The sequence below is a fragment of the Bifidobacterium sp. M0307 genome (assembly GCF_016100445.1).
Taxonomy (GTDB): domain Bacteria; phylum Actinomycetota; class Actinomycetes; order Actinomycetales; family Bifidobacteriaceae; genus Bombiscardovia; species Bombiscardovia coryneformis.
In genome coordinates this window covers 1,060,647-1,082,188 of record NZ_JACFSL010000001.1, presented here as the reverse complement: position 1 = coordinate 1,082,188, position 21,542 = coordinate 1,060,647, and the positions used below count along the sequence as shown (strand labels likewise).

Below are 21,542 nucleotides of genomic sequence, written 5' to 3'. Positions count from 1 at the left end.
TTTCCCGTGAGTCAAACAGATGCCAGCTCTGAGTCCGTCCAGGATTCTCAGACCCGGCAGGAGCGCCCGCAATCAAGGTTGGATGCCTTGAAGGACCGTTTCTCCCCGAAGGCATGGGTCTATGCCTTGGTTTTCATATGCATGGACTTCATGACGGTGGGCATCCTGCAGTGGGGTGTCTCCCTGGACAGCTCCCGGGTGGAGCTCTCCAATCCCCTGATCGGGTTCTGGGGATTCATCTCGGCCATGTGGACCGATTGCCGTTTCGTACTCATCCTCAACATGCTTGCCATCGGTCTGGTCTATGCCGCTCTGATTTTCCTGACCAACCGGTTCTGGGTCTCCTCCGGCATCATCGTGACCGTGGCTGCCGTCATTGCCGTCATCGAGCGACTCAAGGTCCAGTCCAGGTACGAGGTCATTCTTCCGTCCGATCTGAATTTCCTCCATGCCGATGCCGGTAATCTGGTCTCCTTCATACCCTCCGGTGCCCTGATCAAGATTCTGGCCGGTCTGGTGGCGTTGGCCCTGCTGGTTCTGATCTGCTGGCTTCTTACCCGTATGGACGCCGGGCGCGGTCGTTGGGTCCGTACCGGCAACAAGCCTCTGGGGGCATCGGTCCGCGTTGTCGGTGTTCTGGTTCCGACACTGGTGATTGCGATCTTCATGTCAACGGTCGGCACCTACGGCAGCCCTGCTTATCATGTCTCCCAGTGGATGGGCGACAAGCCCTCCATGTGGGATTCGGTCTATGACGCCCAGCGCAACGGTGTCTTCGTCTCCTTCTCCCGTCAGCTCAAGCCCAAGGTCATGGAAATGCCCGACGGGTACAGCAAGGACACCATGGAGTCCGTGGCCAAGCGGTACAGGTCCGAAGCCCAGAAGATCAACCAGAGCAGATCGGCCTATACCGATGAGTCCACCCTGGTCTACATCCTCTCCGAGTCGTATTCGGATCCGACCAGGGTGCCCGGAGTCCTTCTGAATGAGGACCCCATGCCCAACATCCGCCAGATCAAGCGGGAGACGACCAGTGGCCTCATGCTCTCCTCCGGCTACGGCGGTGGCACGGCCAACCTGGAGTTCCAGGCCATGACCGGCCTGAGTATGGCCAACTTCGACCCCTCGCTGACCTCGCCTTATCAGCAGGTGATTCCCCACCTGCAGTGGATACCGACCGTCAACCGCGCCTGGGCCAAGCCTTCACAGTCCCAGGCCTTCCATCCCTATGAGTCCTCCATGTACTCAAGGGCGGATAACTACAAGAAGTTCGGATTCTCGCATTTCTACTCCCTGACCGGCCCTGACTACATCGCCCATCAGGAGAGAATCGGTCGCAGCCAGTACGCCTCGGACAAGGCCTCCTATGACAGTGCCCTGGAGAAAATGGGCGATGACCAGGGCAACCAGTTCATCGAGATCATCACGATGCAGAATCACATGCCCTATAGCGACTGGTACGACGACAACCAGTTCTCGGTCTCCACGGATGACCCGTCAAGGCCCTTGGGTGATGACGAGATGAACTCGATCAGAACCTACGCCAAGGGGGTCAGTCTGTCCGACCAGGCGACCAAGGACTTCCTGGACGCTCTGGACAAGCAGGAAAAACCCGTAACCGTGGTCTTCTACGGTGACCACCTCCCCGGAATCTACGGCACGGCAAGCTGGGACAAGAACAACTCCCTGGCCCTCCACCTGACCGACTACTTCATCTGGTCCAACAAGGCCTCGGCTTCCTCGGGGCGGCAGATACCGAACAGCCAGTACTCGTCGCCGAACTTCTTCCAGGCCCAGGCGGCCGAGCACATGGACACCAAGGTGTCGCCCTATGTGGCCTTCCTGACCTCCTTGCATCAGCGGATCTCGGCCCTGGAACCGCCGGTGGCCAACCAGATTCAGGGATGGGACAGGATTCCCGAGGGGCAGACCAATTATCTGGATGGCCAGGGCAATCCCATGGATGCCAGGGAGTTCGATAAGAGAACCAAGCAGTTGATGGAGGATTACCGGCTGATTCAGTACGACATAATGGCCGGGGAGCAGTACCTGAAGGAAACGGACTTCATGTCCACGCCCACCAGGGCATCGGATGCCAAGGCCGCGCGGGAAAAGGCCCAGGCCCAGGCCGCGAAGAAGGTCAAGGCCACCAAGGCCGGGCAGCAGGTGCGTGAAGACCAGGAGGGGAAGCACACCTCTTCCGGGCAGTAGGATCAGGCTCCGGGAATACAGCAGGACCCGCCAACCATCACGGGGAGGCGGGTCCTTGTTGTTCCTCGGGTACGGACTTCAGAGCGTTTCCAATCCCTTGTGCCCTATGTCATGACGGTAGAAGAGGCCGGATGTGTCCAGGCCATCCAGGAGACCGTAGATTCTCTTTTGTGCCTGACGGAGGTCAGGGCCGCTTGCCCGGATTACGGCGGTTCTGCCGGAAGCGGCGGTCAGCCCGCCCTGGATGGACCCATCAATCCCGGCATAGTAGGCCTGAAGGCCCTCCTGCGGTTCAACCAGGGGTACCGGGGCACCCTTGTCGGGATGTCCGGGATACCCGTCGGCTGCCAGGACCACACAGATTTCACTCACATCCCGGCGCCAGGTGAAGGTCGGTTCCCCTCCGTCCATCAGCGTCCTGATGCCGAGGGCCAGGTCGCTGGTGAGGAGGGGGAGCACGACCTCGGTCTCAGGGTCCCCCATCCTGGCGTTGAATTCGACCACCTTGGGGCCCTGATCCGTGACCATCAGTCCCGTATAGAGGATGCCGGTGAAGGGTGTGCCTTCTTCAACCATGGCTCTGACCGTAGGCTTGACGATGGTCTCCAAGGCCATGTCGGCCAGGTCGTCACCGAACTGGGGGAGGGGGCTGTAGGCACCCATTCCCCCCGTGTTGGGCCCCTTGTCTTTGTCATAGGCGGGCTTGTGGTCCTGAGCGAGGGGCATGGGCCAGACCTGCTCGCCCCGGACGAAGCACATCAGGGAGCATTCCTGGCCGCTCATGTAATCCTCGATGACCACCCTGGCCCCGGCCTGACCGAAACGCCTGTCGACGAACACCTGCTCCAGGGCATCCAGGGCCTGATCCAGGGTCATGGCCACGGTCACCCCCTTGCCGGCAGCCAGTCCGTCGGCCTTGACCACAATCGGTGCGCCATGCTCCCGTACGTACTGTTGTGCCGGTTCCAGGCGATCGAAAGTGGCGTAGGCGGCGGTGGGAATCCCATGGCGCCTCATCAGGGCCTTGGCGAAGTCTTTGGAACCTTCGATCTGCGCGGCGGCCCGGGTGGGGCCGAAAGCGCGTACACCGGCCTCGGTCAGTTTGTCGACCAGACCTTCGATCAGGGGCTGCTCGGGGCCGACGAAGACCCAATCGATGGAGTGCTGATGGACATAATCCACCACTGCCGTCGAGTTCGTCGTGTCCAGGTCGGCCAGATGGATGCCGTCCAGGGCCATACCAGGATTGCCCGGGGCACAGAAGACCTCGTCCACGGTCTGCCCGGCCAGGAGTGTGACCGCTATGGCATGTTCCCTTGCTCCCGAACCGATGACCAGAATCCTATCCGACATTCTCCGTCTCCTTTTCCGATTCCGACGATTCAGTCGCCTCGGGTCAGAACGACCCGCTCGCCCCGGTCCTCGACCACTTGGCCAATCAGGTAAAAGTCCTCGTGTTCCTGATTCAGGGCCGCCTGCAGGGCATCAAGCTTGTCCGGATCGACCACCAGGACCATGCCGATACCCATGTTGAAGATGTTGTACATCTCCATATGGTCCACCTGGCCGTAGCGCTCGATCATGTCGAAGATGGGCGGCACCGTCCAGGAATCGACCCTGAACTCGGCCGCCGTACCTGCGGGCAGAATCCGGGGGACCTTCTCCACGAATCCGCCGCCGGTGATGTGGGCGACGCCATGAAGGAGGCCCTGCTCGAAAAGGGGTTTCAGTGCCGATACATAGATTCTGGTGGGTGTGAGGAGTTCCTCCGCCAGGGTCGGACCGCCCAGTTCCTCGGGTCGATCGCCTGGATTCAGACCACCCTGCTCGAAGAGCGCTTTGCGAATCAGGGAGAACCCGTTCGAGTGGGCGCCGGAGGAGGGCAGTCCCACCAGCACATCTCCTGGCCGGATGGCGCTGCCGTCAATGATTCCTTCCTTCTCGACCACACCCACCGTGAACCCGGCCAGGTCGTACTCGTCGGGCTGATACATGTCGGGCATCTCGGCGGTTTCGCCGCCTACCAGGGCGGCTCCGGCCTGCACGCACCCATCGGCGACCCCTTTGACCACCTGCTCCAGAAGGGCCGGGTCGTTGCGCCCGCAGGCGATGTAGTCCAGGAAGAAGAGCGGTTCGGCACCCTGGGCGATGATGTCATTGACGCACATGGCCACGCAGTCGATTCCGATGGTGTCGTGCTTCCCCGCCGCCTTGGCCACCATGAGTTTGGTTCCGACCCCGTCGGTGCCTGAGACCAGGACCGGTTGCCGGTATCCAAGGGAGGAGAGGTCGAAGAGGCCGCCGAATCCGCCAATCTGGCCGGCACCAGGCCTTGCCGTGCGGGCGGTATGGGACTTGATTCGCTCAATCAGCTCATAACCGGCTTCGACCTTGACGCCTGCCTGCTCATATGCTCCTGGCATGGTTCTGCTCTCCTGTCTTTCCGGAAGGATTGGTGGCCGTCGATGTCTGATGCATGGCCCGGCTGTTTCTGTCCACTGGCATGGTCAGCCCATAGGACCCCTTGGTTCCTGACAGCCCCTCCCTGTCCTGGGCGGTAAGGGAGGAGAGGAAGGAATCCTCGTAGTCGTCCAGGTCGGTCGGGTAGTCCCCGTTGAAGTAGGCCACGCAGAGTCCCTGATATGGACCCTCCTCATGCAGGCCTATGGACTCCACCAGCCCGTCCAGGCTCAGGTAGGCCAGGGAGTCCGCACCGATGAAGTCCCTGATTTCGTCAATCGACTTCTTGGCGGCGATCAGCTCGGAAGTGCGTTGTATGTCGATGCCGTAATAGCAGGGGTATCTCAGGGGAGGGGAGGCGATACGCATGTGGACTTCACTGGCCCCGGCCTCGCGCAGGAGCTGGACGATTCGGTGTGAGGTGGTTCCCCGGACGATGGAATCATCGATGACGACCACCCGTTTGCCGGCCACGACGCCGCGGACGGCTGCCAGCTTCATGCGTACACCCTGTTCCCGCAGTTCCTGGCTGGGCTGGATGAAGGTCCGGGCCACATACTGGTTCTTGATCAGTCCCATCTCATTCGGCAATCCCGAGGCCTCGGCGTACCCTGAGGCTGCAGAGAGGGACGAGTTGGGCACCCCGATGACCATGTCGGCGTCAACCGGGGATTCCAGGGCCAGTCTGGCCCCCATCCTCTTCCTGGCCGAGTGGACGTTGACCCCGTATATGTTGGAGTCCGGTCGGGCAAAGTAGATGAACTCCATGGAGCAGATGGCCAGTTGCGTGTGGTCGGTGTACGACTCGATACGGTAGCCCGAATCATCAACGCGGACGATTTCGCCGGGTCGGATGTCCCGGATGAGTCTGGCACCGACCACGTCGAGGGCGCAGGTTTCGGAAGCCAGGACATAGGCCCCGTTACTCAGCTGCCCCAGGGAGAGGGGGCGGAATCCGTTGGGATCCAGGGCCCCAATCATGCAGTCCCCGGTCATGAGGAGGTAGGCGAAGCCACCATGCACCTGGGCCAGGGCCTCTTTCAGGGCGGCCATGAAGTCGGAGTGGTGTGAGCGACGAATCAGGTGCATGAGCACCTCGGTGTCGGAGTTGGAACGGAAGATGGCCCCCTCGTCCTCCAGCTGCCTCTTGAGGCTCTGGCAGTTGGTCAGGTTCCCGTTGTGGGCCAGGGCCAGGTCCCCATCGCGGAACCGGAAGACGAAGGGTTGGATGTTGTCTATGGATGCGGACCCGGCGGTGGCGTAGCGCACATGGCCGATTGCCCTGTTCCCGGTCAGTTCGGAGATGCTGGCCTCGTCGGGGAAGACCTGGGTCAGGAGACCCAGGCCACGACGCCCTATCAGGTGACCCTGGTCGTTTGAGACGATGCCTGCTCCCTCCTGTCCACGGTGCTGGAGGGCATGCAGGCCGAAGTAGGTCAACCTGGCTGCGTCCGGATGGTTCCAGACCCCGAAGATCCCGCACTCCTCGTGGACGTTTTCAAGTTCCAAGGACATGGATTGCCTTCCTTCCTGGATTGGCCATATGTGCGGGGATTGGTGTGCGTGGCCTAGTCGGCAAAGTAGGTCACCCCCGAGCGGAAGAGTGGTTGGAAGCACCTGTCCGGGATGTTCCTGTACAGGTCGGGGCCGCTGCGTTCCGTGTGGCCCATCTTTCCCAGGACTCTGCCGTCCGGGCTGGTGATGGCCTCGATGGAGAGGCACGACCCGTTGGGGTTGATGTCCAGATCCATGGAGGGGTGTCCGTCGGCATCCACGTACTGGGCCGCCACCTGGTCCTGCTGTATCAGACTGTGCAGGGCCGCCTGATCGCCCACGAATCTTCCCTCCCCATGGCTGATGGCCATGGTATGGATGTCTCCCACCCTGCAGGCCGAGAGCCAGGGGGAGCGGTTGGAGCTGATTCGTGTGTTGACCAGTTTGCTCTGGTGGCGTCCGATGGTGTTGTAGGTCAGGGTGGGGGCTGTTGGTTCTGCGGCGACGATATCGCCGTAGGGGACCAGTCCCAGCTTGATCAGGGCCTGGAAGCCGTTGCAGATGCCCAGCATAAGGCCGTCCCGGTTCTTCAGGAGGTCGCGGACTGCATCGGCCACCCGGTCGGAGCGGAAGAAGGAAGCAATGAACTTGGCCGACCCGTCGGGTTCGTCGCCGCCGGAGAATCCGCCGGGGAGCATGACGATCTGGCTGGATCCGATGGCATCGGCCAGGGCGCGGCTGCTGGTGGAAACGTCCTCGGGGGTCAGGTTCTTGATGACCAGAGTCTCCACCTCGGCACCGGCCTCGATGAAGGCCATGCGGGAATCGTACTCGCAGTTGGTGCCGGGGAAGACCGGGATGACGACCCGGGGTTTTGCCCGACTGCCCAAGGTGGGCCCGGTGGTCTTGTCCCTGGCCTTGCCGCCTGCCTGCTGCGCCACCCCAGCCTGGTGGAAGGCTCCATCAGGTCCGGGCCGGCCTATGGTCTCGACCTTTTCACCCCTGCCTCGATAGGGGAAGACGTCCTCCAGGCCTTCCGCCCAGATCTCTTCCAGTCCATCCAGGTCAAGATCATCCTGCCCCAGAACCAGGTGATACTCCTCCTCGACCGTTCCCATCCTGGTCAGGGATGTGCCGGCAGGGCAGTCGGGCATCGGGGTGTTCCGGTCGAGCTCGAAGATGAAGCTGCCATATGCCGGGCGGAAGAGACGGTCTGCCTCCACGGAGGGGTCAAGGGTCAGTCCCAGCCGGTTGCCCAGGCACATTTCGAAGATGGACTGGGCCGGGCACCCGTATCCGGGCGTGGACGCAGCCCGGACCAGTCCACTGCCGGACAGGTCTTCCATCAGGTCCATCGCGGCCTTGAGACCGTTGGCCGAGGGAAGGAGTTCCTGGTCGGATGCGTCGGGGGTCAGGAGGTAGACCGGGTTGCCGGCCTGCTTGAACTCAGGTGAGACGACTGATTGGGCCTTTCCCAGGCTGACCGCAAAGCTGATCAGGGTTGGTGGAACGTCCAGGTCCTCAAAACTGCCGGACATGGAGTCCTTGCCCCCTATGGCTCCGACACCCAGGTCAAGCTGGGCCTGGAGTGCCCCCAGGACCCCAGCAACCGGCAGACCCCAGCGGTTGGGGTCCTGACCCGGCTTGGGGTAGTACTCCTGAAGACTCAGATAGGCTCTTGAACGGTTGAATCCGGATGCCACCAATTTGGACAGGCTCTCCGCAACGGCCAGGTAGGCGCCTGAGTAGGGGTTGCACTGGCTGATATAGGGGTTGAACCCCCAGGCCATGGCGGAGGCGGTCGATGTGGATCCGTCCACCGGCAGCTTGGAGACCATGGCCTGCGCCGGGGTCAGCTGCCGGGCGCCGCCGAAGGGCATGAGGACCGTGGAGGCGCCGATGGTGGAATCGAAACGTTCGGCCAGCCCCTTGTTGGAGCATACGTTGATATCGGCCAGGAGCTCCTTGTATCGCGACTCCAGCGACCCCGGGTGGTCCCAGGGGGTGCGGTAGTCGCGCCCGGCGGGGACATGGGCGCTCGCCTGATGCGGGGCACCGTTGGATCCCAGGAACTCCCTGGGGATGTCGACAATGGTCTTGGACCGCCAGGTCATATGCAGGCTGGGTTCCTCGGTCACCTCGGCGATGACGGTGGCTTCAAGGTTCTCCTCTCCGGCATACCCGATGAAGGTCTGGGCATCCCGGGCCGACACGGCCACGGCCATCCGTTCCTGACTTTCGGAGATGGCGATTTCCGTGCCATCAAGCCCCTGGTACTTCAGCGGAACCCGGTCCAGGTTTATCTTGAGGCCGTCCGCGAGCTCTCCCACGGCCACTGCCACGCCGCCCGCTCCGAAATCGTTGCAGCGCTTGATGAGGCGGCAGGCGTCCTTACGGCGGAAGAGACGTTGCAGCTTGCGCTCCTCAGGGGCGTTGCCCTTCTGCACCTCGGCTCCGCACTCGTCGAGGCTCTCGGTGTTCTGCGACTTCGAAGCGCCTGTTGCTCCACCTATCCCGTCGCGCCCGGTCCGACCGCCGACCAGGATGATCAGGTCTCCGGGGGCTGGTTCCTCACGGATGACATGGTCGGCAGGGGTGGCCGCCACGACTGCGCCGACCTCCATGCGCTTGGCCTGGTATCCGGGATGATAGAGCTCGTGGACCTGCCCGGTGGCCAGACCGATCTGGTTTCCGTAGGACGAATACCCGTCGGCCGCTGATTGGACGATGCGGCGCTGGGGCAGCTTGCCGGGCAGGGTCTGCTCCAAGGGTGTTCTGGGATCGGCCGCTCCCGTCACCCGCATGGCCTGGTAGACGTAGCTGCGTCCCGACAGGGGGTCGCGGATGGCGCCGCCGATGCAGGTTGCCGCCCCTCCGAAGGGCTCGATTTCCGTGGGATGGTTGTGGGTCTCGTTCTTGAAGAGGAACAGCCAATCCTGGTCCTCCCCGTCCACGTCGACGGTGGTGCGAACGGTGCAGGCGTTGACCTCTTCGGACTCGTCCAGTCCCCGCAGAATCCCCTCCTTCTTCAGGTATCGGGCACCGATGGTGCCCATATCCATCAGGCAGAGACGGCGGTCCTGGCGGTCCAGGTCCTTTCTGAGGGACAGATACCTGTCGAAGGCCTGGCGGACTACCTTGTCGTCGATTTCGATATTGGTCAGGTCGGTGCCGAACGTGGTGTGGCGGCAATGATCGGACCAATATGTGTCGATTACTTTCAGCTCGGTCAGGGTCGGGTCCCTGTCCTCTTGCCGGTAGTGGTCCTGACAGAAGCGGATATCGTCCAGATCCATCGCCAGGTCCTGACTGGTCATCAGATCATGCAGGGCCTGCTCGTCAAGGTCTCGGAAACCGGTCAGGACGGGCACCTCTTTCGGGCTGCCCGGATTCAACTGCAGGGTTTCGGGCTTCTCCAGGCCGGTCAATCGGGATTCGACAGGGTTGATGACGTAATCCTGGATGGCCGACACCTGGTCATCGCTGAGTTCGCCCATAAGCACATAGACGGTTGCGGTGGCCACGGTGGGCCGCTGCCCCTGTCCAATCAGCTGGACGCACTGGGCCGCCGAATCGGCGCGTTGGTCGAACTGGCCCGGCAGGGCTGCAACGGCAAAGACCCTGGAAGGATCGCCGTGGGCGTCCCTTCCAGGGTCTTTTGCCGCCAGTGCCTGGTCCAGGGTTCGGGAGACCCGGTCGGTCTGAGGCTGGCTGAATACCGTGGGCAGGCTTTCCTCGAAGAGTTCGGTATCGATACCCTCCAGGTCGTACCTGTTGATCAGGCGGACGGATTGCAGCTGGTGGATGCCCAGGACGGTATGGATCTGTTCGGTCAACTGGCGGGCCGCTACATCGAAGCCGGGCTGTTTTTCTGTATAGACACGGAAGACCAAGGAAGGTGCCTCTCTGAGTGCTGGCGTTTGAAATCAGAAGGAATGATGGGGGAGAAGGTGATCCAGGTTCGGCACAGACCGGCCTCAGTCCTGCCCGGTCTCTTCGGCCTGATCCAGGCGGGTAAGACCGTCCAGAATGGTCTGATAGGCAGGAATGATGCTTCCCAGGTCCCTGCGGAAGATGTCCTTGTCCAGGTGGGTGATGCCCTCATCCCGGTTCTGGGTTGACCATAGGCGGCAGGTGTCGGGGGTGATTTCGTCGGCCAGGAGGATGACCCCCTGGGAGGAGCGGCCCATTTCGATTTTGAAGTCCACCAATTCAACCTCGATGGCCTTGAAGATGGCGGTCAGGGCCTGGTTGATTTCACGGGTCTTGGCGGCGATGATGTCCAGGTCCTGCGCGGAGGCCAGGTCCAGGGCCAGAATGTCCTCCCGGTTGATGAAGGGGTCGTTCAAGGCATCGGACTTGTAGAAGAACTCGAGGACCGGCTGCTTGAGGACGGTCCCCTCTTCGACCCCGTACCGTTCCGCGAAGGAACCTGCGGCCTTGTTCCGCATGACAATCTCCAGAGGGAACATGGTCATGTGTCGGTTGAGTTGTTCGGTGTCGGAAATCCGACGGATGAAGTGGCTGGAAATCCCCCTCCGGGCGAGGAGTTTGAAGACCACCGAAGTGATTTGATTGTTGAGATGGGCCTTGCCGGCGATGTTCTCTTTCTTGGCCCCGTTACCTGCCGTCGCCTGGTCTGTGTATTCGACCCAGAGCACATCTGGATTATCCGTCTCGTAGAGCTTCTTAGCTTTGCCTTGGTAGAGCATTCCCAACTTTTCCATGGTTCGCCTTCCTGAGCCGTGCTCGCGAATTGGAAATAACCGGACTGCGGACGAGGCCAGAATACCAAGGCCGAGTTACAAATCCGGGACTCGTCAGGAGCGGCGTGGCGGTATGAGGAGTCTTACATCCGGCTTTTGACGGTTGACTCCGGCTTTCGGATTTGTGCTCAGCCTTTACCCACCCGGGCATGAAGTCCTTGGACCATCTGGTCGGTCTTCCGTCTGGCCTCATCCTGGTCGGGTCCCTGGGCCAGGGCAACGGCCATCCGTCGTTGACCATGGACTTCGGGCTTGGAGAAGATGCGCAAATCGGTGTCGGGTTCGGACAGGACCCGGGGAACTCCAGTGAAGGTGACCTCTCCCTCGCCCCGGGTGAGCACGGCCTGACTGGCGGCGCTCCATCCCGGAGGCAGGACGAGTCCCAGATCCCCTTGACGGACCGGGATGCCCAGGATGGCCCGGGCATGGAGGTCGAACTCCGAAAGCCGCTGGGAGATCATCGTGACCATGCCCGTATCATGCGGTCTTGGTGACACCTCGTTGAAGAGGACGCGGCCGTCTTTGAGAACGAAGATCTCCACCCCGTACACCCCCCAGCCGGTTTCCCCCTGCTTCCGGGCCAGGTTGGTCATGGCCAGGACCAGCTTTCGTGCCATGGAGGTTGCCCCCTCCAATATGGCCTGGTCCAGACCTGCGGGCTGCCAGGACTGTCGGTAATCCCCGTCCTCCTGGCACTGTCCGATGGGCTCGCAGATGGCGATTCCGGCACTGGAGGAGACGGTCAGGACGGTCAGCTCGTGGGCCAGGGGGGCCAGGGCTTCGACAATCACCCTGCAGGGTCGGCCCTCATGGACACCCGCCCGGGCATCCGTCTGGGCCACCCGCCAGGCCTCATCCAGGTCCTGCCAGGTGCGCACCATGGTCTGCCCGTGCCCGGATGAACTCATGACGGGTTTGACGATGCAGGGCAGCCCCACCTGCTCGGCTCCCAGGCGGAGCTGGTCCGGATTCTGGGCGAATCGATAGGGGGTCGTATCCAGGCCTACGGTGTCATGGGCGAAGGTTCGAAGGGCCTCCCTGTCCATGCACATGGCGGCCAGTCCGGAAGACGGAACAACCTGGATGCCCTGCTTGGCGGCCCATTCCAGTTGGTCGGTGGCGATGGCCTCTACCTCGGGCACAATCAGGTCCGGTCGGATTTCGGCAATCAGGGCACGCAGGCCCTCAGGGTCGGTCATGGGCAGAACCTTGGAAGACTGGGCCACCTGGGACGCCGGTGCGCCCTGGTAGGAATCGACGGCGCAGACCCACGCCCCCAGCCGAATCAGGCTGATGCAGATTTCCCTCCCCAGTTCACCTGATCCGAGCAGGAGAACCCTGGTGGGTTGACTGCCCAGTGGGTTACCCAGGGGGCGGTCGGTGGCGGATGGCGGTCCGGCGGACATGACGGAATTGGTCATGGTCCCATTCTGCCACCGGGTGCCCGCAGGAGGGTTCACTTGGCCCGGATGGCACACAGGTGGACCGCCTCCCGCCCCGCCCTTCCGCCCAGCAATAAGCGCTCATAAATAAGACCTATAAGGAATGGCTTGGTTCCTTGCCTTGGCGGTCGTTACCATGACACTCAGTCGACATGGAAGGCGGGAAGGTGAACGATCAGACACCGGCGGTGGAGATTCGTGATCTCACCAAGACATATCGCAGTGACGATGAAGAGGACAAGACGGCCCTGGCTGATGTCTCCTTGCGTATCGAGGAGGGGGACATCTTCGGCATCATCGGCCTGAGCGGAGCCGGAAAGTCCACTCTTGTTCGGTGCATCAATGGCCTGGAGGGGTACGACTCGGGCAGTGTCAGGGTGCGGGGACGGGAGGTGTGCGACCTGAATCCGGCCGATCTGCGCTCCCTCCGGCAGCGCACCGGGATGATTTTCCAGCACTTCAATCTGATGCCCTCCCGCACCGTGGCAGGCAATGTGGAGCTTCCCCTTCTTGGGGGCGGTATGCGGAAACCTGAGCGGGCATCCAGGGTGGCCGAACTTCTGGACCTGGTCGGATTGTCGGACCTGGCAGACCACTACCCCGCAGAGCTCTCGGGTGGTCAGCAGCAGCGTGTGGCCATCGCCAGGGCACTGGCCAACGAGCCGGACATCCTGCTCAGTGATGAGGCCACCAGCGCCCTGGACCCCAACACCACCAAGTCCATCCTCCAGCTTCTGCGTGACCTCCATGACAGCCTGGGCATCACGGTGGTCCTGATTACCCACGAAATGTCCGTCATCAGGCAGATATGCAACAAGATCGCTGTCATTGACCACGGCACGATCGTGGAGCAGGGGAGGGTCTTCGATGTCTTCGCCGACCCCCAGGCCCAGCTGACCAGGTCATTCGTGGACACCACCTCCAATCTTGACAAGATCACCGACCTCCTGGCCCAGGATTCGCCCTTGGTGGCCCTGGATCCGGGGCAGGTCATCCTGCGCATGTCCTATGTCTCCAAGGAGATATCAGAGGCCTTGGTTTCGCATATCTCCCGCGCCTTCGACCTGGATGTCAACATCATCTTCGGTGATATCGATGTGGTCGAGGGTTCTCCACTAGGGGGCCTGGTGGTCAAGGTCGCCGGGACGGAGGGGCACATCGAGGACGCCCTGGCGTACCTGAAGGGTCGCAATATCGGAATCGAGGTTCTCAAGTCATGACATCGTTGCTTACCGCCTGGTTCCCCAATGTGATGAGCCGGCTTCCTGAGTTCTTCGACAGCCTGGTCCAGACCCTGGTCATGGTCGGGGTATCCGGAGTCATCTCCTTCGTCCTGTCCCTGATCATCGGTGTGGGCCTGATTGTGACCCGCCGCAACGGCATCAGACGCAACGGTCTGGTCTTCAATGTCCTCGACAAACTGATCGACTTGTTCAGATCCATCCCCTTCATCATCCTGGCGGCCGCCCTGGTGCCGTTGACCAGGCTGTTGATGGGGACGGCCATCGGGCCCAAGGGTGCCATCTTCCCCCTGGTTGTGGGAATCACCCCCTTCTTTTCCAGACAGATAGAGTCCGCCCTGGCGGGTTTGGATCCGGGATACATCGAGGCCGCGGAATCCATGGGCATGTCCACCTGGCAGATTATCTGGCACGTATATCTTCGTGAAAGCATCCCGGCCATCATCCGGGTGACAACAATCACCATCGTCAGTCTGGTGGGGGAGACGGCCACGGTGGGTATCGTGGGCGGAGGCGGGTTGGGAGATTTCGCCATCCGGCTGGGCTACCAGCGGTACATGTATGACGTGACCATGGCCACAATCATCGTTCTGGTCATTTTCATCGCCCTGATTGAACTCTTCGGCCGGCTCCTGGCCGAGGTCATCGAGCACTGAGCGCCGGGTGGAGGGTCGAGCAGAGTGGCACAAACCAAACGTACGGGTCGGAAAAGCCGGGCAAAGAAGGAGCTGACGGTCCTGAGCCTGGTCATGATACTTCTCCTGACGGCAGTGGTGGGGGTCGACCTCCACCTGGATCGCACCGGTGCCGGAGCCCAGACGGTCACCATAGGGGTCATCGGCAGTTCCGACGATCAGATATGGAAGGCGGTCCAGCAGGAATTGGACCGCCGGAACGAACATATCAGGATTAGGCTGAAGCCCTTCCAGGATGCCATCTACGTCAACCAGGCCACGGCCAACCGGGAGGTGGACCTCAATGCAGCCCAGCACTATGCCTATCTGGAGGATGACGCCAGAACGAACCACTACAAGCTCTCGGTCATCGGGGACACCTACATTTCTCCGATGAACCTCTACTCACGGAGGTACTCCAAGCCCTCCCAATTCCAGGATGGCGACAAGGTGGCCATCCCCAACAACGCCACCAACATGGGTCGCGCATTGAAGGTCCTGGCAGATGCCAAACTGATTGGTCTGCGCGACCCCAAGGCCACCAACCCCCTGCCTGAGGATGTGGTTGAGAACCCCAAGCATCTCCGGTTGGAGCAGGTGGATCCGGCGGGGATCCTCAACCTCCTGCCCGATTATGCCGGTGGGGTGACCAATGCCAATTTTGTCGTGGATGCGGGCATGAGTGTGCACGATGCCATCCACGAGGTCCCCTACGACCTGCAGAATCCGGCCAACAAGCCTTATATCAACATCATCGTTACAACCAGTGATCAGAAGGACAATCCGACCTATGCCAAGGTGGTCAAGGCCTACCACTCCAAGCTGGTGGCCGACACAATCACCAGGGTGTACAAGGGGGCCTGTGTGCCGGCCTTCAAGGTTTGACAGGCGGGAACGGGGCGGCGCGCAGTCCGGGAAGAGGGGAAGAAGATGGCAAACAGAAGAACCAGGGCCAAGAGGGAACTGGCTGTCGTGTCCGTGCTCATGGTGGTTGTGGCCATCCTGATGGGCGTTGCATACGTCCGTATCAACCGGCCGACCCAGGGGGAGCGGGAAATCAGCATCGGTGTCGTGGGCAATGCGGACGAGGAGATATGGAAGGCAGTCCAGCATGAGCTTGATGCCCGCAACACCGGAATCCGGGTGAGGCTGAAGTCCTTCCAGTACGGGCGATACGCCAACCAGGCCTTGGCGAATAAGGAGACGGATCTCAACGCCTTCCAGCACTATGCCTTCATGGAGCAGGAGTCCAGGAAGAACGGGTACCACTTCGCTGCTATAGGCGACACTTACATCTCCCCGCTCAACCTCTATTCCAAGCGTTACGCCAGCGTCGACCAGATCAAACCGGGTGAGCGTCTGGCCATCCCCAATGATCCGATAGACCTGGGGCGGGCCTTGAAGGTCCTGGACAGTGCCGGGCTGATTACGTTGCGTGACCCCAAGGCCACCACACCGGTACCGGAAGATGTTGTGGGCAATCCGCGGGGTCTGGTCCTGGACCAGGTGGATCCGACCGGCATCGTGAACCTGCTGCCCGACTATGCCGCTGGAATCACCAACACCAACTTCATCATCGATGCCGGCATGAAGGTTGACGATGCCATCTACCAGGTGCCGGGCGGTCTCAAATCACCTGCCAACCACCCCTATGTCAACATCATCGTGGCCAGGGCCGCCGACAAGGATCGTGCGGATTTGAAAACCCTGGTTTCCGCCTATCACAGCAAGTATGTGGCCGACGCCATCAACCGTTATTACAAGGGGGCCGCCGTCCCTGCCTTTTCGTACTGATGCGTGGTGATGGGCCTGGAGCCGATATAAAGAGTTTCCGGGTCTAACTGCGTCAAGGGAGTATGCCAAAAAGGAAGAGGTGGGGAGTGGAGCGGGCAACGGGACTCGGACCCGCGGTCTCGACCTTGGCAAGGTCGCGCTTTACCAACTAAGCTATGCCCGCACTGATGGCGTTTCCGCCGGAAACGACATCGACGGCCCGCAATCGCGGGCAGTGCTGTACCAGTATACCGATGGGTGGGACGAAGTCGGGGTCGTGTCGTCACACGCTCCGTGCCTGGCCAGGTTCAATCAGAGCAGATCAATCAGGGCCTTGGTGTCCTCGATTGATGTGGCCCAGGATGTGGCGAACCTGATTATTGTATGGTCGGCATCGCTGCGCTCCCAGAAGTCAAATGCCACATGCTCTGCCAGCTCCTCCATCTTCCTGTTGTCCAGGCGCACGAAGGTCTGATTGGTGGGGGAGTCCATATAAATCTGATAACCCTTCTCCCTCAAGGCCTCCTTGATCATTGTGGCGGTGTCGATGGCATTGCGGCTTATCTGTTTGTACAGGTCATTGGTGAAGAGGGCATCAAACTGTATACCGAGCAGCCTTCCCTTGGCCAGGAGGGCCCCACGCCGCTTGATCATCGTGCTCATATGCTCGGGGGCGTCACCCTTGGGGAAGACCACGGCCTCCCCGCAGAGGGCGCCGACCTTGGTTCCGCCGATATAGAAGATGTCGCAGAGAGCGGCGATGTCGTCCATGTCCACATCCGTCCCCGGCGCCACCAGGCCGTATCCCAACCGGGCGCCATCCAGATAGAGGGGGATCTCATACCGGTGGCAGATTTCCGAGAGCTGCTCAAGTTCCTGCCGGGTGTAGAGCGTGCCGTATTCGGTGGGGTGGGATATGTACACCATGCCGGGGAAGACCATCTGTTCGTGGTTGCCGTCGGCGTAGAACCCTTCAAGATATGAATCCAGGGTGTCGGGGCGAATCTTCCCTCGGTCTCCCTCAACCGTAAGGACCTTGTGGTCGACTGCCTCGATGGCCCCTGCTTCGTGGACGTTCACGTGCCCGGTATCCGCGGCGACAAGGCCCTGCCAAGGTTTGAGGGTGCAGGAGACGATGGTCTGATTGGTCTGTGTGCCACCCGCCATGAAGAAGACCTGGGCCTGGGGGCAGGCGCAGGCTTCGGCTATTTTGCGTGCTGCCGAGCTGCAATACCGGTCCCTGCCGTATCCGGGGAGCTGTTCCATGTTGGTGTCGATCAGCCGCTGAAGGACTGCGGGGTGGGCGCCTTCGGAATAATCGTTGACGAATGAGAGCATGTCTGTCCTTTCTGTCCGGTCTTCATTTCCGGAGTCTGCCCGTGATGCGTGTGCCAATCTCTATCAGCATATGGCTTAGGGCTCCCATGCGGTGCAGGTGGGAGATGTGGCTGGACGGGTGCGGATGTGGCGAATGGGTGGGGCATGAGAATCAATGCCCCACCCATTTATCTCAGCATCTGGTGCGGGCGAGGGTGCAAAAGATGCAGATGGCGCAGATGGTGCACCTTTTGCATCCACACCCTATGCTGTCGGGATGGCTTTTGAGGATGCACAGCCGGTCTCATTCCCCGTCGGTCATTGTTTCGGAGGCAACGTCTCCTGTTGATCAGCGTCCTCCTTGGGCTGAGGTTTCGGGGCCTTGGAAGAAGGGTTGTGGCGGTAGATCAAGGCGAAGGCGGCGATGGTTTCGACCACGGTGGCAAGAATCCAGGTGATGATGACCGGGTTCTGGTACTTCTGGACCGACCCCATCCTGGTGAAGATGAAAACGTCCATGATGAATGTCTGGAGGACCAGGAGGACCGCAGTTATCACAACCGTCGTAGTGTGCCGGTCGGTTCCAGAGCCTGGTTCTGGTGCCTGGTCGGGGGATTGGAGACTGGCATAAGAAAGCAGCCAGATACCGATTCCGAAGAGGACCGCAGCCAAGGGGATGGAGAAGAAGATGGGTAGCGTGCTCAGACTGAGTCCCAACGCGGCCACCAGGAAGGCGGAGGCTAGGCCAAGGTAGAAGGAACCGAGATTCTTGGTCCTGCCGCGCTTGCCAGTTCCGGCACCTTCCTGCTTCTTGTTGCTATGCGGATTGTCCGGCCGACTTGTTCGTGGTGAGTCATCCTTGACGCGACCTGCCTTGCCGACCTCGGCTGCATCCGCTCGACTCATATCGGGCTTGGGCCTCTCGCCACCGGGAGCAGAGGGGCCTTCGTTGCCTGCTCCGACTTTGGCTTCCGGTTTCCGGCCGGGTCCTTCCACGTCAGGCTTATCCTCACCAGAATCGGTTTCCGCTGCTGATGTCATTTCTTGCTCACCTTCATCGGTTGCGGATTCTGTGGTTCCGGATTCATCTGTGCCAGCCCTGTCTGATTTGCCTGCGTTGGAGTGATCTTCATCGGTCTTGGAGGATTCAATCTCTCCACTTCCGGCGTCGTGGGCATCGGACCGGCTGGAGGCGTGGCTACCTTCTTCTGTATTTTCCTGATTTTGCTGTTGAGCCTCGCCCGGTTCAGGCAGCAGAGGCTCATCTGGTGCTGTAGATGGGACTTCATCCATCTCACCTGCGTCCGGGCGCTTCGGTTGCCCTGTATCGTCACTGTGAATCCTGTACCGATCCTGATGCCGACCGTTTCTTCTGTTCTGCTTACTGTTCATTTCAACTCCCACCTGTAAGCGCCCAGAAGGTCCGGGGAAGAAGAAGTCCGCCCGAATCTCGAGGGCTATATGACTGCCTTTTCTGTCAGTGTATGCAGCTGCGAATGGCAAAGCGGGTATTGAAGTGAAGAATGCAACCGAGTGTTTGTTGTGCCGAGGTAGGCCGGTTTTTCAAGGCCTGAGTCAAGCTTGATTGCGCTCTTTCGAAACCGTGAATCAGCGGTCGGCAGTAGGGGGGGGGGAGGTGACTTTACGACGGCACCAACGACTAGGGCGACATGTACTGATGTTCATATCGAGGTGAGTGAGAACTTATGGGCGAGTCCTATATACTCAGTCGCACGATTATCTTGGGCCGGTCAGTCGTACGGGAGCGTGCGGCGAGATCAGCTCCATCTATGTCAGGGACCCGGACAGGAACCTCGCTGAGCTCTCAGTTTACGAAAATCAGGAATCATAAGCGCACAGAGTCGACTCCTGTATTCCTGATGGGTAATTGTGCCAGCTAATTATCGGAGAATTGCAAATATCATGGGAGGTGCAACACCGAGTCGAGTCGGCTGTTTGTCACTGTACCGTCATGCCGATCGTATCGAACCTCGTCGTTGCGATTGTCTTGACAGGATCCATGCGAAAAGAGGAGGCCCCGACGGAGCGGGGCCAGGTTTATGCAGTCGGCAGGGAGATATCACATGCCCAGGCCGTGCTGCATCACGTCTGGTGCTGCCTGCATTTGCTGGGAAACCACGGAAACGGGGGCTTCCGCCTTGGTGCGGTGAGACAGTCCGCTGCCCACATTGGCGGCTACCATAGCGGCAAGCGCTGCTATGAGGATACTGGGCCACTTTGCCTTTTTATCCGGTTTCTTCTCTTCCTTCTTGGGCTCAGGAAGTGGATTCGGCGCCTTCGAGGGCCTCTGGTCCTGTTCGGGGTTGGTCATGATATCCCTTTCTTTTGCCTACACTGACGAAGCAAGCGTAGCAAAAGCTTTTTGTGTGGGGTGAAGAGGACCTGTTCTGCCCGCAAAGATCTCGAAAACCCCCTGGGACGGGGTCGTCGCTATCGGACTGAATGTGGGCAACATTTTTGCAAGCTTCGGGGTGACAGCGCAACCGGTGCCGAAGGTCAGCACACCTACAACTCTACCTGACAGCGGCATTTTGCCACAGGTAATGCCCCGGATGCCCGCGCAAATCGAATTCCTGGACGACGACTGGTGGCTGTGTGACACGGTATGCCGTCCAGATAAATAAGCGTCCCGTAGGTTCTTCTTCCCTTTGCCCTGTCCCAAGCTACAATTCTAGCCCTTGGACGGGAGCCGGGCACTTACCTGTTCTTACGTGGCCTTCCGCCGCCGACCCCACGGCCCGGTCTTGCGGCGTTCCAATTGTCGATGGTTTCCTCGCTCCAACCGCGTGTCCTGCCCACGAGGACGTCGGGCTCGGGCAGCTTGTAACCAGCGAGCGCGCCTGTGGTGATGCCGAGCCGGCGGGCCGCTTCGGTCATGCTGAGATACCTGCGAGTCACGGGCGTCGTCCTGAGGCGAGCCCGAACCCTCCTGCGGCGAAGCCGAAAATCCCTGCGGAGATCGGGTTCCAGAAGGCGAGGGCCAGGCTGTATGAGCCGAAGGCGAGCGCCACCCATCCTGATGTACTGAATCTGTTCATAAATGATTGCCGTTGGACTAGTCTGGAAGACCGGGGGTTCCGGTTTCTAAGGGTAACCGGAACCCTTATGTCATGTCACATCTTCCAGTTCTGGAAGATGGCAATTTCTGCGGCAACAGCCGAAACCACCGAAGCGATGGAGCTGATTGCCGTCCAGATGTTATCTGCTGGTTTTCTCCTTTCTGATGACCATTACTATAATGACAAATTGAGTAAAGTATCAAGTGAGGCGATCAAAATCAGTGCACGCCGACACCTGGCAGGAAGCTGGCACCGGCATCCGCCACTCGCCAGCAGGTGAAGACGGATATCGCTTCCATCAGGTATGGGGCCGGGAGAGCGAGGTCATTGGCCTGGAGCGCAAGTATGGAACACGCCGTTGAATTCTGTTTTGCTGATTGTGGATATTTGGTTTATCGGACTCGGAATCTGCATACAGTAAACCTCTGCTTCCCTGTCGGGAGTAAGGTCTGAGGTGGGGTGGTTACGAGTTTCGAACGCGCGACCTCCTTAACCACCCGTCGGCGCCCACTACGGTATCGGCGGCGACGGCGCCATACACCAGTACGTGGCCGAGACTGACGGATCATACTCGGATGCCAACTATGTGAGCAACAACTCCACCATCTCGATCAAACACGAGGGTGGTCTTCCTCAGGCTGCCTTCACAAAGGCCTGTATGGGATGCCTCGGCCGAGTTGTGCACTGACATTGCTTGCAGGCAGGGATGTAACCGCCTATGGCACGACCGCCTGGTCGGCAACGTCTGGCTACACCGAGTGATACCCGGCACGACCATGCAGGTTGCCCGGACCTGGCTCCCAACGGCCTGGATGTGGACTACGTGATATCAAATACCTGTGGGCCAATCCGCCGGAGAGTGACGAGCTCAAGCGATACTTCAACTTAATAGGGCGTCGGCTTTCCACTACTTCGGCGGGCGTGGGTTCCATCCATCCGGACTGGGGAACCGCGTCGCAGACGGTGGTGGTCCAAAGCGCAGGCCATTGCCTACTTTCGCCTTGAGTACTGCGGATGCCACCCTGGGTATCAGACTGGCTGGCCGTGGACAGCGCCGCCCTGGCCTGGTTTCAGCCTCCGTCGC

17 protein-coding genes, 1 tRNA gene and 1 pseudogene are annotated in these 21,542 nt (G+C 60.5%); 7 read left to right on the top strand and 12 right to left on the bottom strand.

Annotation, left to right across the window (positions count from 1 at the left end; genetic code table 11):
• The first annotated feature begins 6 nt into the window (after positions 1-6).
• Positions 7-2,211 carry an LTA synthase family protein gene (locus H3V08_RS04435; RefSeq protein WP_332461765.1) on the top strand — a complete coding sequence of 735 codons (2,205 nt, stop codon included), beginning with the start codon at positions 7-9 and terminating at the stop codon, positions 2,209-2,211.
• Positions 2,212-2,289: 78 nt separating this feature from the next.
• Here the strand turns inward: H3V08_RS04435 and purD are convergent, their stop codons facing one another.
• The 6 genes from purD to purT form a co-directional block, all read right to left on the bottom strand.
• On the bottom strand, positions 2,290-3,564 hold the full coding sequence (purD, locus tag H3V08_RS04430) for a phosphoribosylamine--glycine ligase (RefSeq protein WP_198181730.1): 1,275 nt from the start codon (positions 3,562-3,564) through the stop codon (positions 2,290-2,292).
• A 29-nt stretch (positions 3,565-3,593) separates the two neighbouring features.
• A complete protein-coding gene (gene purM / locus H3V08_RS04425) occupies positions 3,594-4,634 on the bottom strand; it encodes a phosphoribosylformylglycinamidine cyclo-ligase (protein ID WP_198181729.1) in 1,041 nt (346 codons plus the stop codon).
• Positions 4,618-6,186: an amidophosphoribosyltransferase gene (purF, locus tag H3V08_RS04420; protein ID WP_198181728.1), complete on the bottom strand. Its 1,569-nt coding sequence runs from the start codon at positions 6,184-6,186 to the stop codon at positions 4,618-4,620. The genes purM and purF overlap by 17 nt, the downstream gene beginning before the upstream one ends.
• A gap of 53 nt (positions 6,187-6,239) precedes the next feature.
• On the bottom strand, positions 6,240-10,058 hold the full coding sequence (locus H3V08_RS04415; RefSeq protein ID WP_198181727.1) for a phosphoribosylformylglycinamidine synthase: 3,819 nt from the start codon (positions 10,056-10,058) through the stop codon (positions 6,240-6,242).
• Positions 10,059-10,142: 84 nt separating this feature from the next.
• Positions 10,143-10,892, bottom strand: a complete 750-nt coding sequence (gene purC, locus H3V08_RS04410) for a phosphoribosylaminoimidazolesuccinocarboxamide synthase (protein WP_198181726.1) — start codon at positions 10,890-10,892, stop codon at positions 10,143-10,145.
• Between the two features lie 167 nt (positions 10,893-11,059).
• Positions 11,060-12,352, bottom strand: a complete 1,293-nt coding sequence (purT, locus tag H3V08_RS04405; protein WP_198181725.1) for a formate-dependent phosphoribosylglycinamide formyltransferase — start codon at positions 12,350-12,352, stop codon at positions 11,060-11,062.
• Between the two features lie 173 nt (positions 12,353-12,525).
• On the opposite strand from purT, the gene H3V08_RS04400 reads away from it, so the two are divergent.
• From H3V08_RS04400 to H3V08_RS04385, 4 genes are read left to right on the top strand one after another with little or no spacing between them, the layout of a single operon-like run.
• Positions 12,526-13,593, top strand: a complete 1,068-nt coding sequence (locus H3V08_RS04400) for a methionine ABC transporter ATP-binding protein (protein WP_232340125.1) — start codon at positions 12,526-12,528, stop codon at positions 13,591-13,593.
• Positions 13,590-14,270, top strand: coding sequence for a methionine ABC transporter permease (locus H3V08_RS04395; protein ID WP_033490451.1), 681 nt, complete (start codon positions 13,590-13,592; stop codon positions 14,268-14,270). The genes H3V08_RS04400 and H3V08_RS04395 overlap by 4 nt, the downstream gene beginning before the upstream one ends.
• A 24-nt stretch (positions 14,271-14,294) precedes the next feature.
• A complete protein-coding gene (locus H3V08_RS04390; RefSeq protein WP_332461766.1) occupies positions 14,295-15,173 on the top strand; it encodes a MetQ/NlpA family ABC transporter substrate-binding protein in 879 nt (292 codons plus the stop codon).
• A gap of 45 nt (positions 15,174-15,218) precedes the next feature.
• The gene (locus tag H3V08_RS04385) at positions 15,219-16,082 is read left to right on the top strand and encodes a MetQ/NlpA family ABC transporter substrate-binding protein (protein ID WP_198181724.1); all 864 of its coding nucleotides are present in this window, start codon (positions 15,219-15,221) and stop codon (positions 16,080-16,082) included.
• A gap of 87 nt (positions 16,083-16,169) precedes the next feature.
• On the opposite strand, the gene H3V08_RS04380 is transcribed toward H3V08_RS04385, so the two are convergent.
• From H3V08_RS04380 to H3V08_RS04355, 6 genes are all read right to left on the bottom strand, one after another.
• A tRNA-Gly gene (locus H3V08_RS04380) sits at positions 16,170-16,245 on the bottom strand.
• A 128-nt stretch (positions 16,246-16,373) separates the two neighbouring features.
• On the bottom strand, positions 16,374-17,399 hold the full coding sequence (locus H3V08_RS04375; RefSeq protein WP_198181723.1) for a threonine aldolase family protein: 1,026 nt from the start codon (positions 17,397-17,399) through the stop codon (positions 16,374-16,376).
• A 297-nt stretch (positions 17,400-17,696) separates the two neighbouring features.
• Positions 17,697-18,419, bottom strand: a complete 723-nt coding sequence (locus tag H3V08_RS04370; RefSeq protein WP_198181722.1) for a hypothetical protein — start codon at positions 18,417-18,419, stop codon at positions 17,697-17,699.
• Positions 18,420-19,458: 1,039 nt separating this feature from the next.
• Positions 19,459-19,710: a hypothetical protein gene (locus H3V08_RS04365; RefSeq protein ID WP_198181721.1), complete on the bottom strand. Its 252-nt coding sequence runs from the start codon at positions 19,708-19,710 to the stop codon at positions 19,459-19,461.
• Between the two features lie 386 nt (positions 19,711-20,096).
• Complete coding sequence (locus H3V08_RS04360) at positions 20,097-20,276, bottom strand: hypothetical protein (protein WP_232340372.1); 180 nt, start codon at positions 20,274-20,276, stop codon at positions 20,097-20,099.
• Between the two features lie 17 nt (positions 20,277-20,293).
• A complete protein-coding gene (locus H3V08_RS04355; RefSeq protein WP_198181719.1) occupies positions 20,294-20,437 on the bottom strand; it encodes a hypothetical protein in 144 nt (47 codons plus the stop codon).
• A gap of 224 nt (positions 20,438-20,661) precedes the next feature.
• Between H3V08_RS04355 and H3V08_RS04350 the strand changes: the two genes are divergently transcribed.
• Both H3V08_RS04350 and H3V08_RS07615 read left to right on the top strand, forming a co-directional pair.
• A complete protein-coding gene (locus H3V08_RS04350) occupies positions 20,662-20,820 on the top strand; it encodes a hypothetical protein (protein ID WP_198181718.1) in 159 nt (52 codons plus the stop codon).
• Between the two features lie 149 nt (positions 20,821-20,969).
• A pseudogene (locus H3V08_RS07615) lies at positions 20,970-21,146 on the top strand (peptidoglycan recognition protein family protein); the annotation flags it as partial.
• Positions 21,147-21,542 lie beyond the last annotated feature (396 nt).

What these genes read in the sequence shown, in the direction of transcription:
- purM (WP_198181729.1), bottom strand. Translation starts at nt 4,634, where the DNA reads ATGCCAGGAGCATATGAGCAGGCAGGCGTCAAGGTCGAAGCCGGTTAT.
- purD (WP_198181730.1), bottom strand. Translation starts at nt 3,564, where the DNA reads ATGTCGGATAGGATTCTGGTCATCGGTTCGGGAGCAAGGGAACATGCC.
- H3V08_RS04360 (WP_232340372.1), bottom strand. Translation starts at nt 20,276, where the DNA reads ATGACCGAAGCGGCCCGCCGGCTCGGCATCACCACAGGCGCGCTCGCT.
- purC (WP_198181726.1), bottom strand. Translation starts at nt 10,892, where the DNA reads ATGGAAAAGTTGGGAATGCTCTACCAAGGCAAAGCTAAGAAGCTCTAC.
- H3V08_RS04400 (WP_232340125.1), top strand. Translation starts at nt 12,526, where the DNA reads ATGGAAGGCGGGAAGGTGAACGATCAGACACCGGCGGTGGAGATTCGT.
- H3V08_RS04355 (WP_198181719.1), bottom strand. Translation starts at nt 20,437, where the DNA reads ATGAACAGATTCAGTACATCAGGATGGGTGGCGCTCGCCTTCGGCTCA.
- H3V08_RS04395 (WP_033490451.1), top strand. Translation starts at nt 13,590, where the DNA reads ATGACATCGTTGCTTACCGCCTGGTTCCCCAATGTGATGAGCCGGCTT.
- purT (WP_198181725.1), bottom strand. Translation starts at nt 12,352, where the DNA reads ATGACCAATTCCGTCATGTCCGCCGGACCGCCATCCGCCACCGACCGC.
- purF (WP_198181728.1), bottom strand. Translation starts at nt 6,186, where the DNA reads ATGTCCTTGGAACTTGAAAACGTCCACGAGGAGTGCGGGATCTTCGGG.
- H3V08_RS04375 (WP_198181723.1), bottom strand. Translation starts at nt 17,399, where the DNA reads ATGCTCTCATTCGTCAACGATTATTCCGAAGGCGCCCACCCCGCAGTC.
- H3V08_RS04370 (WP_198181722.1), bottom strand. Translation starts at nt 18,419, where the DNA reads ATGACATCAGCAGCGGAAACCGATTCTGGTGAGGATAAGCCTGACGTG.
- H3V08_RS04365 (WP_198181721.1), bottom strand. Translation starts at nt 19,710, where the DNA reads ATGACCAACCCCGAACAGGACCAGAGGCCCTCGAAGGCGCCGAATCCA.
- H3V08_RS04385 (WP_198181724.1), top strand. Translation starts at nt 15,219, where the DNA reads ATGGCAAACAGAAGAACCAGGGCCAAGAGGGAACTGGCTGTCGTGTCC.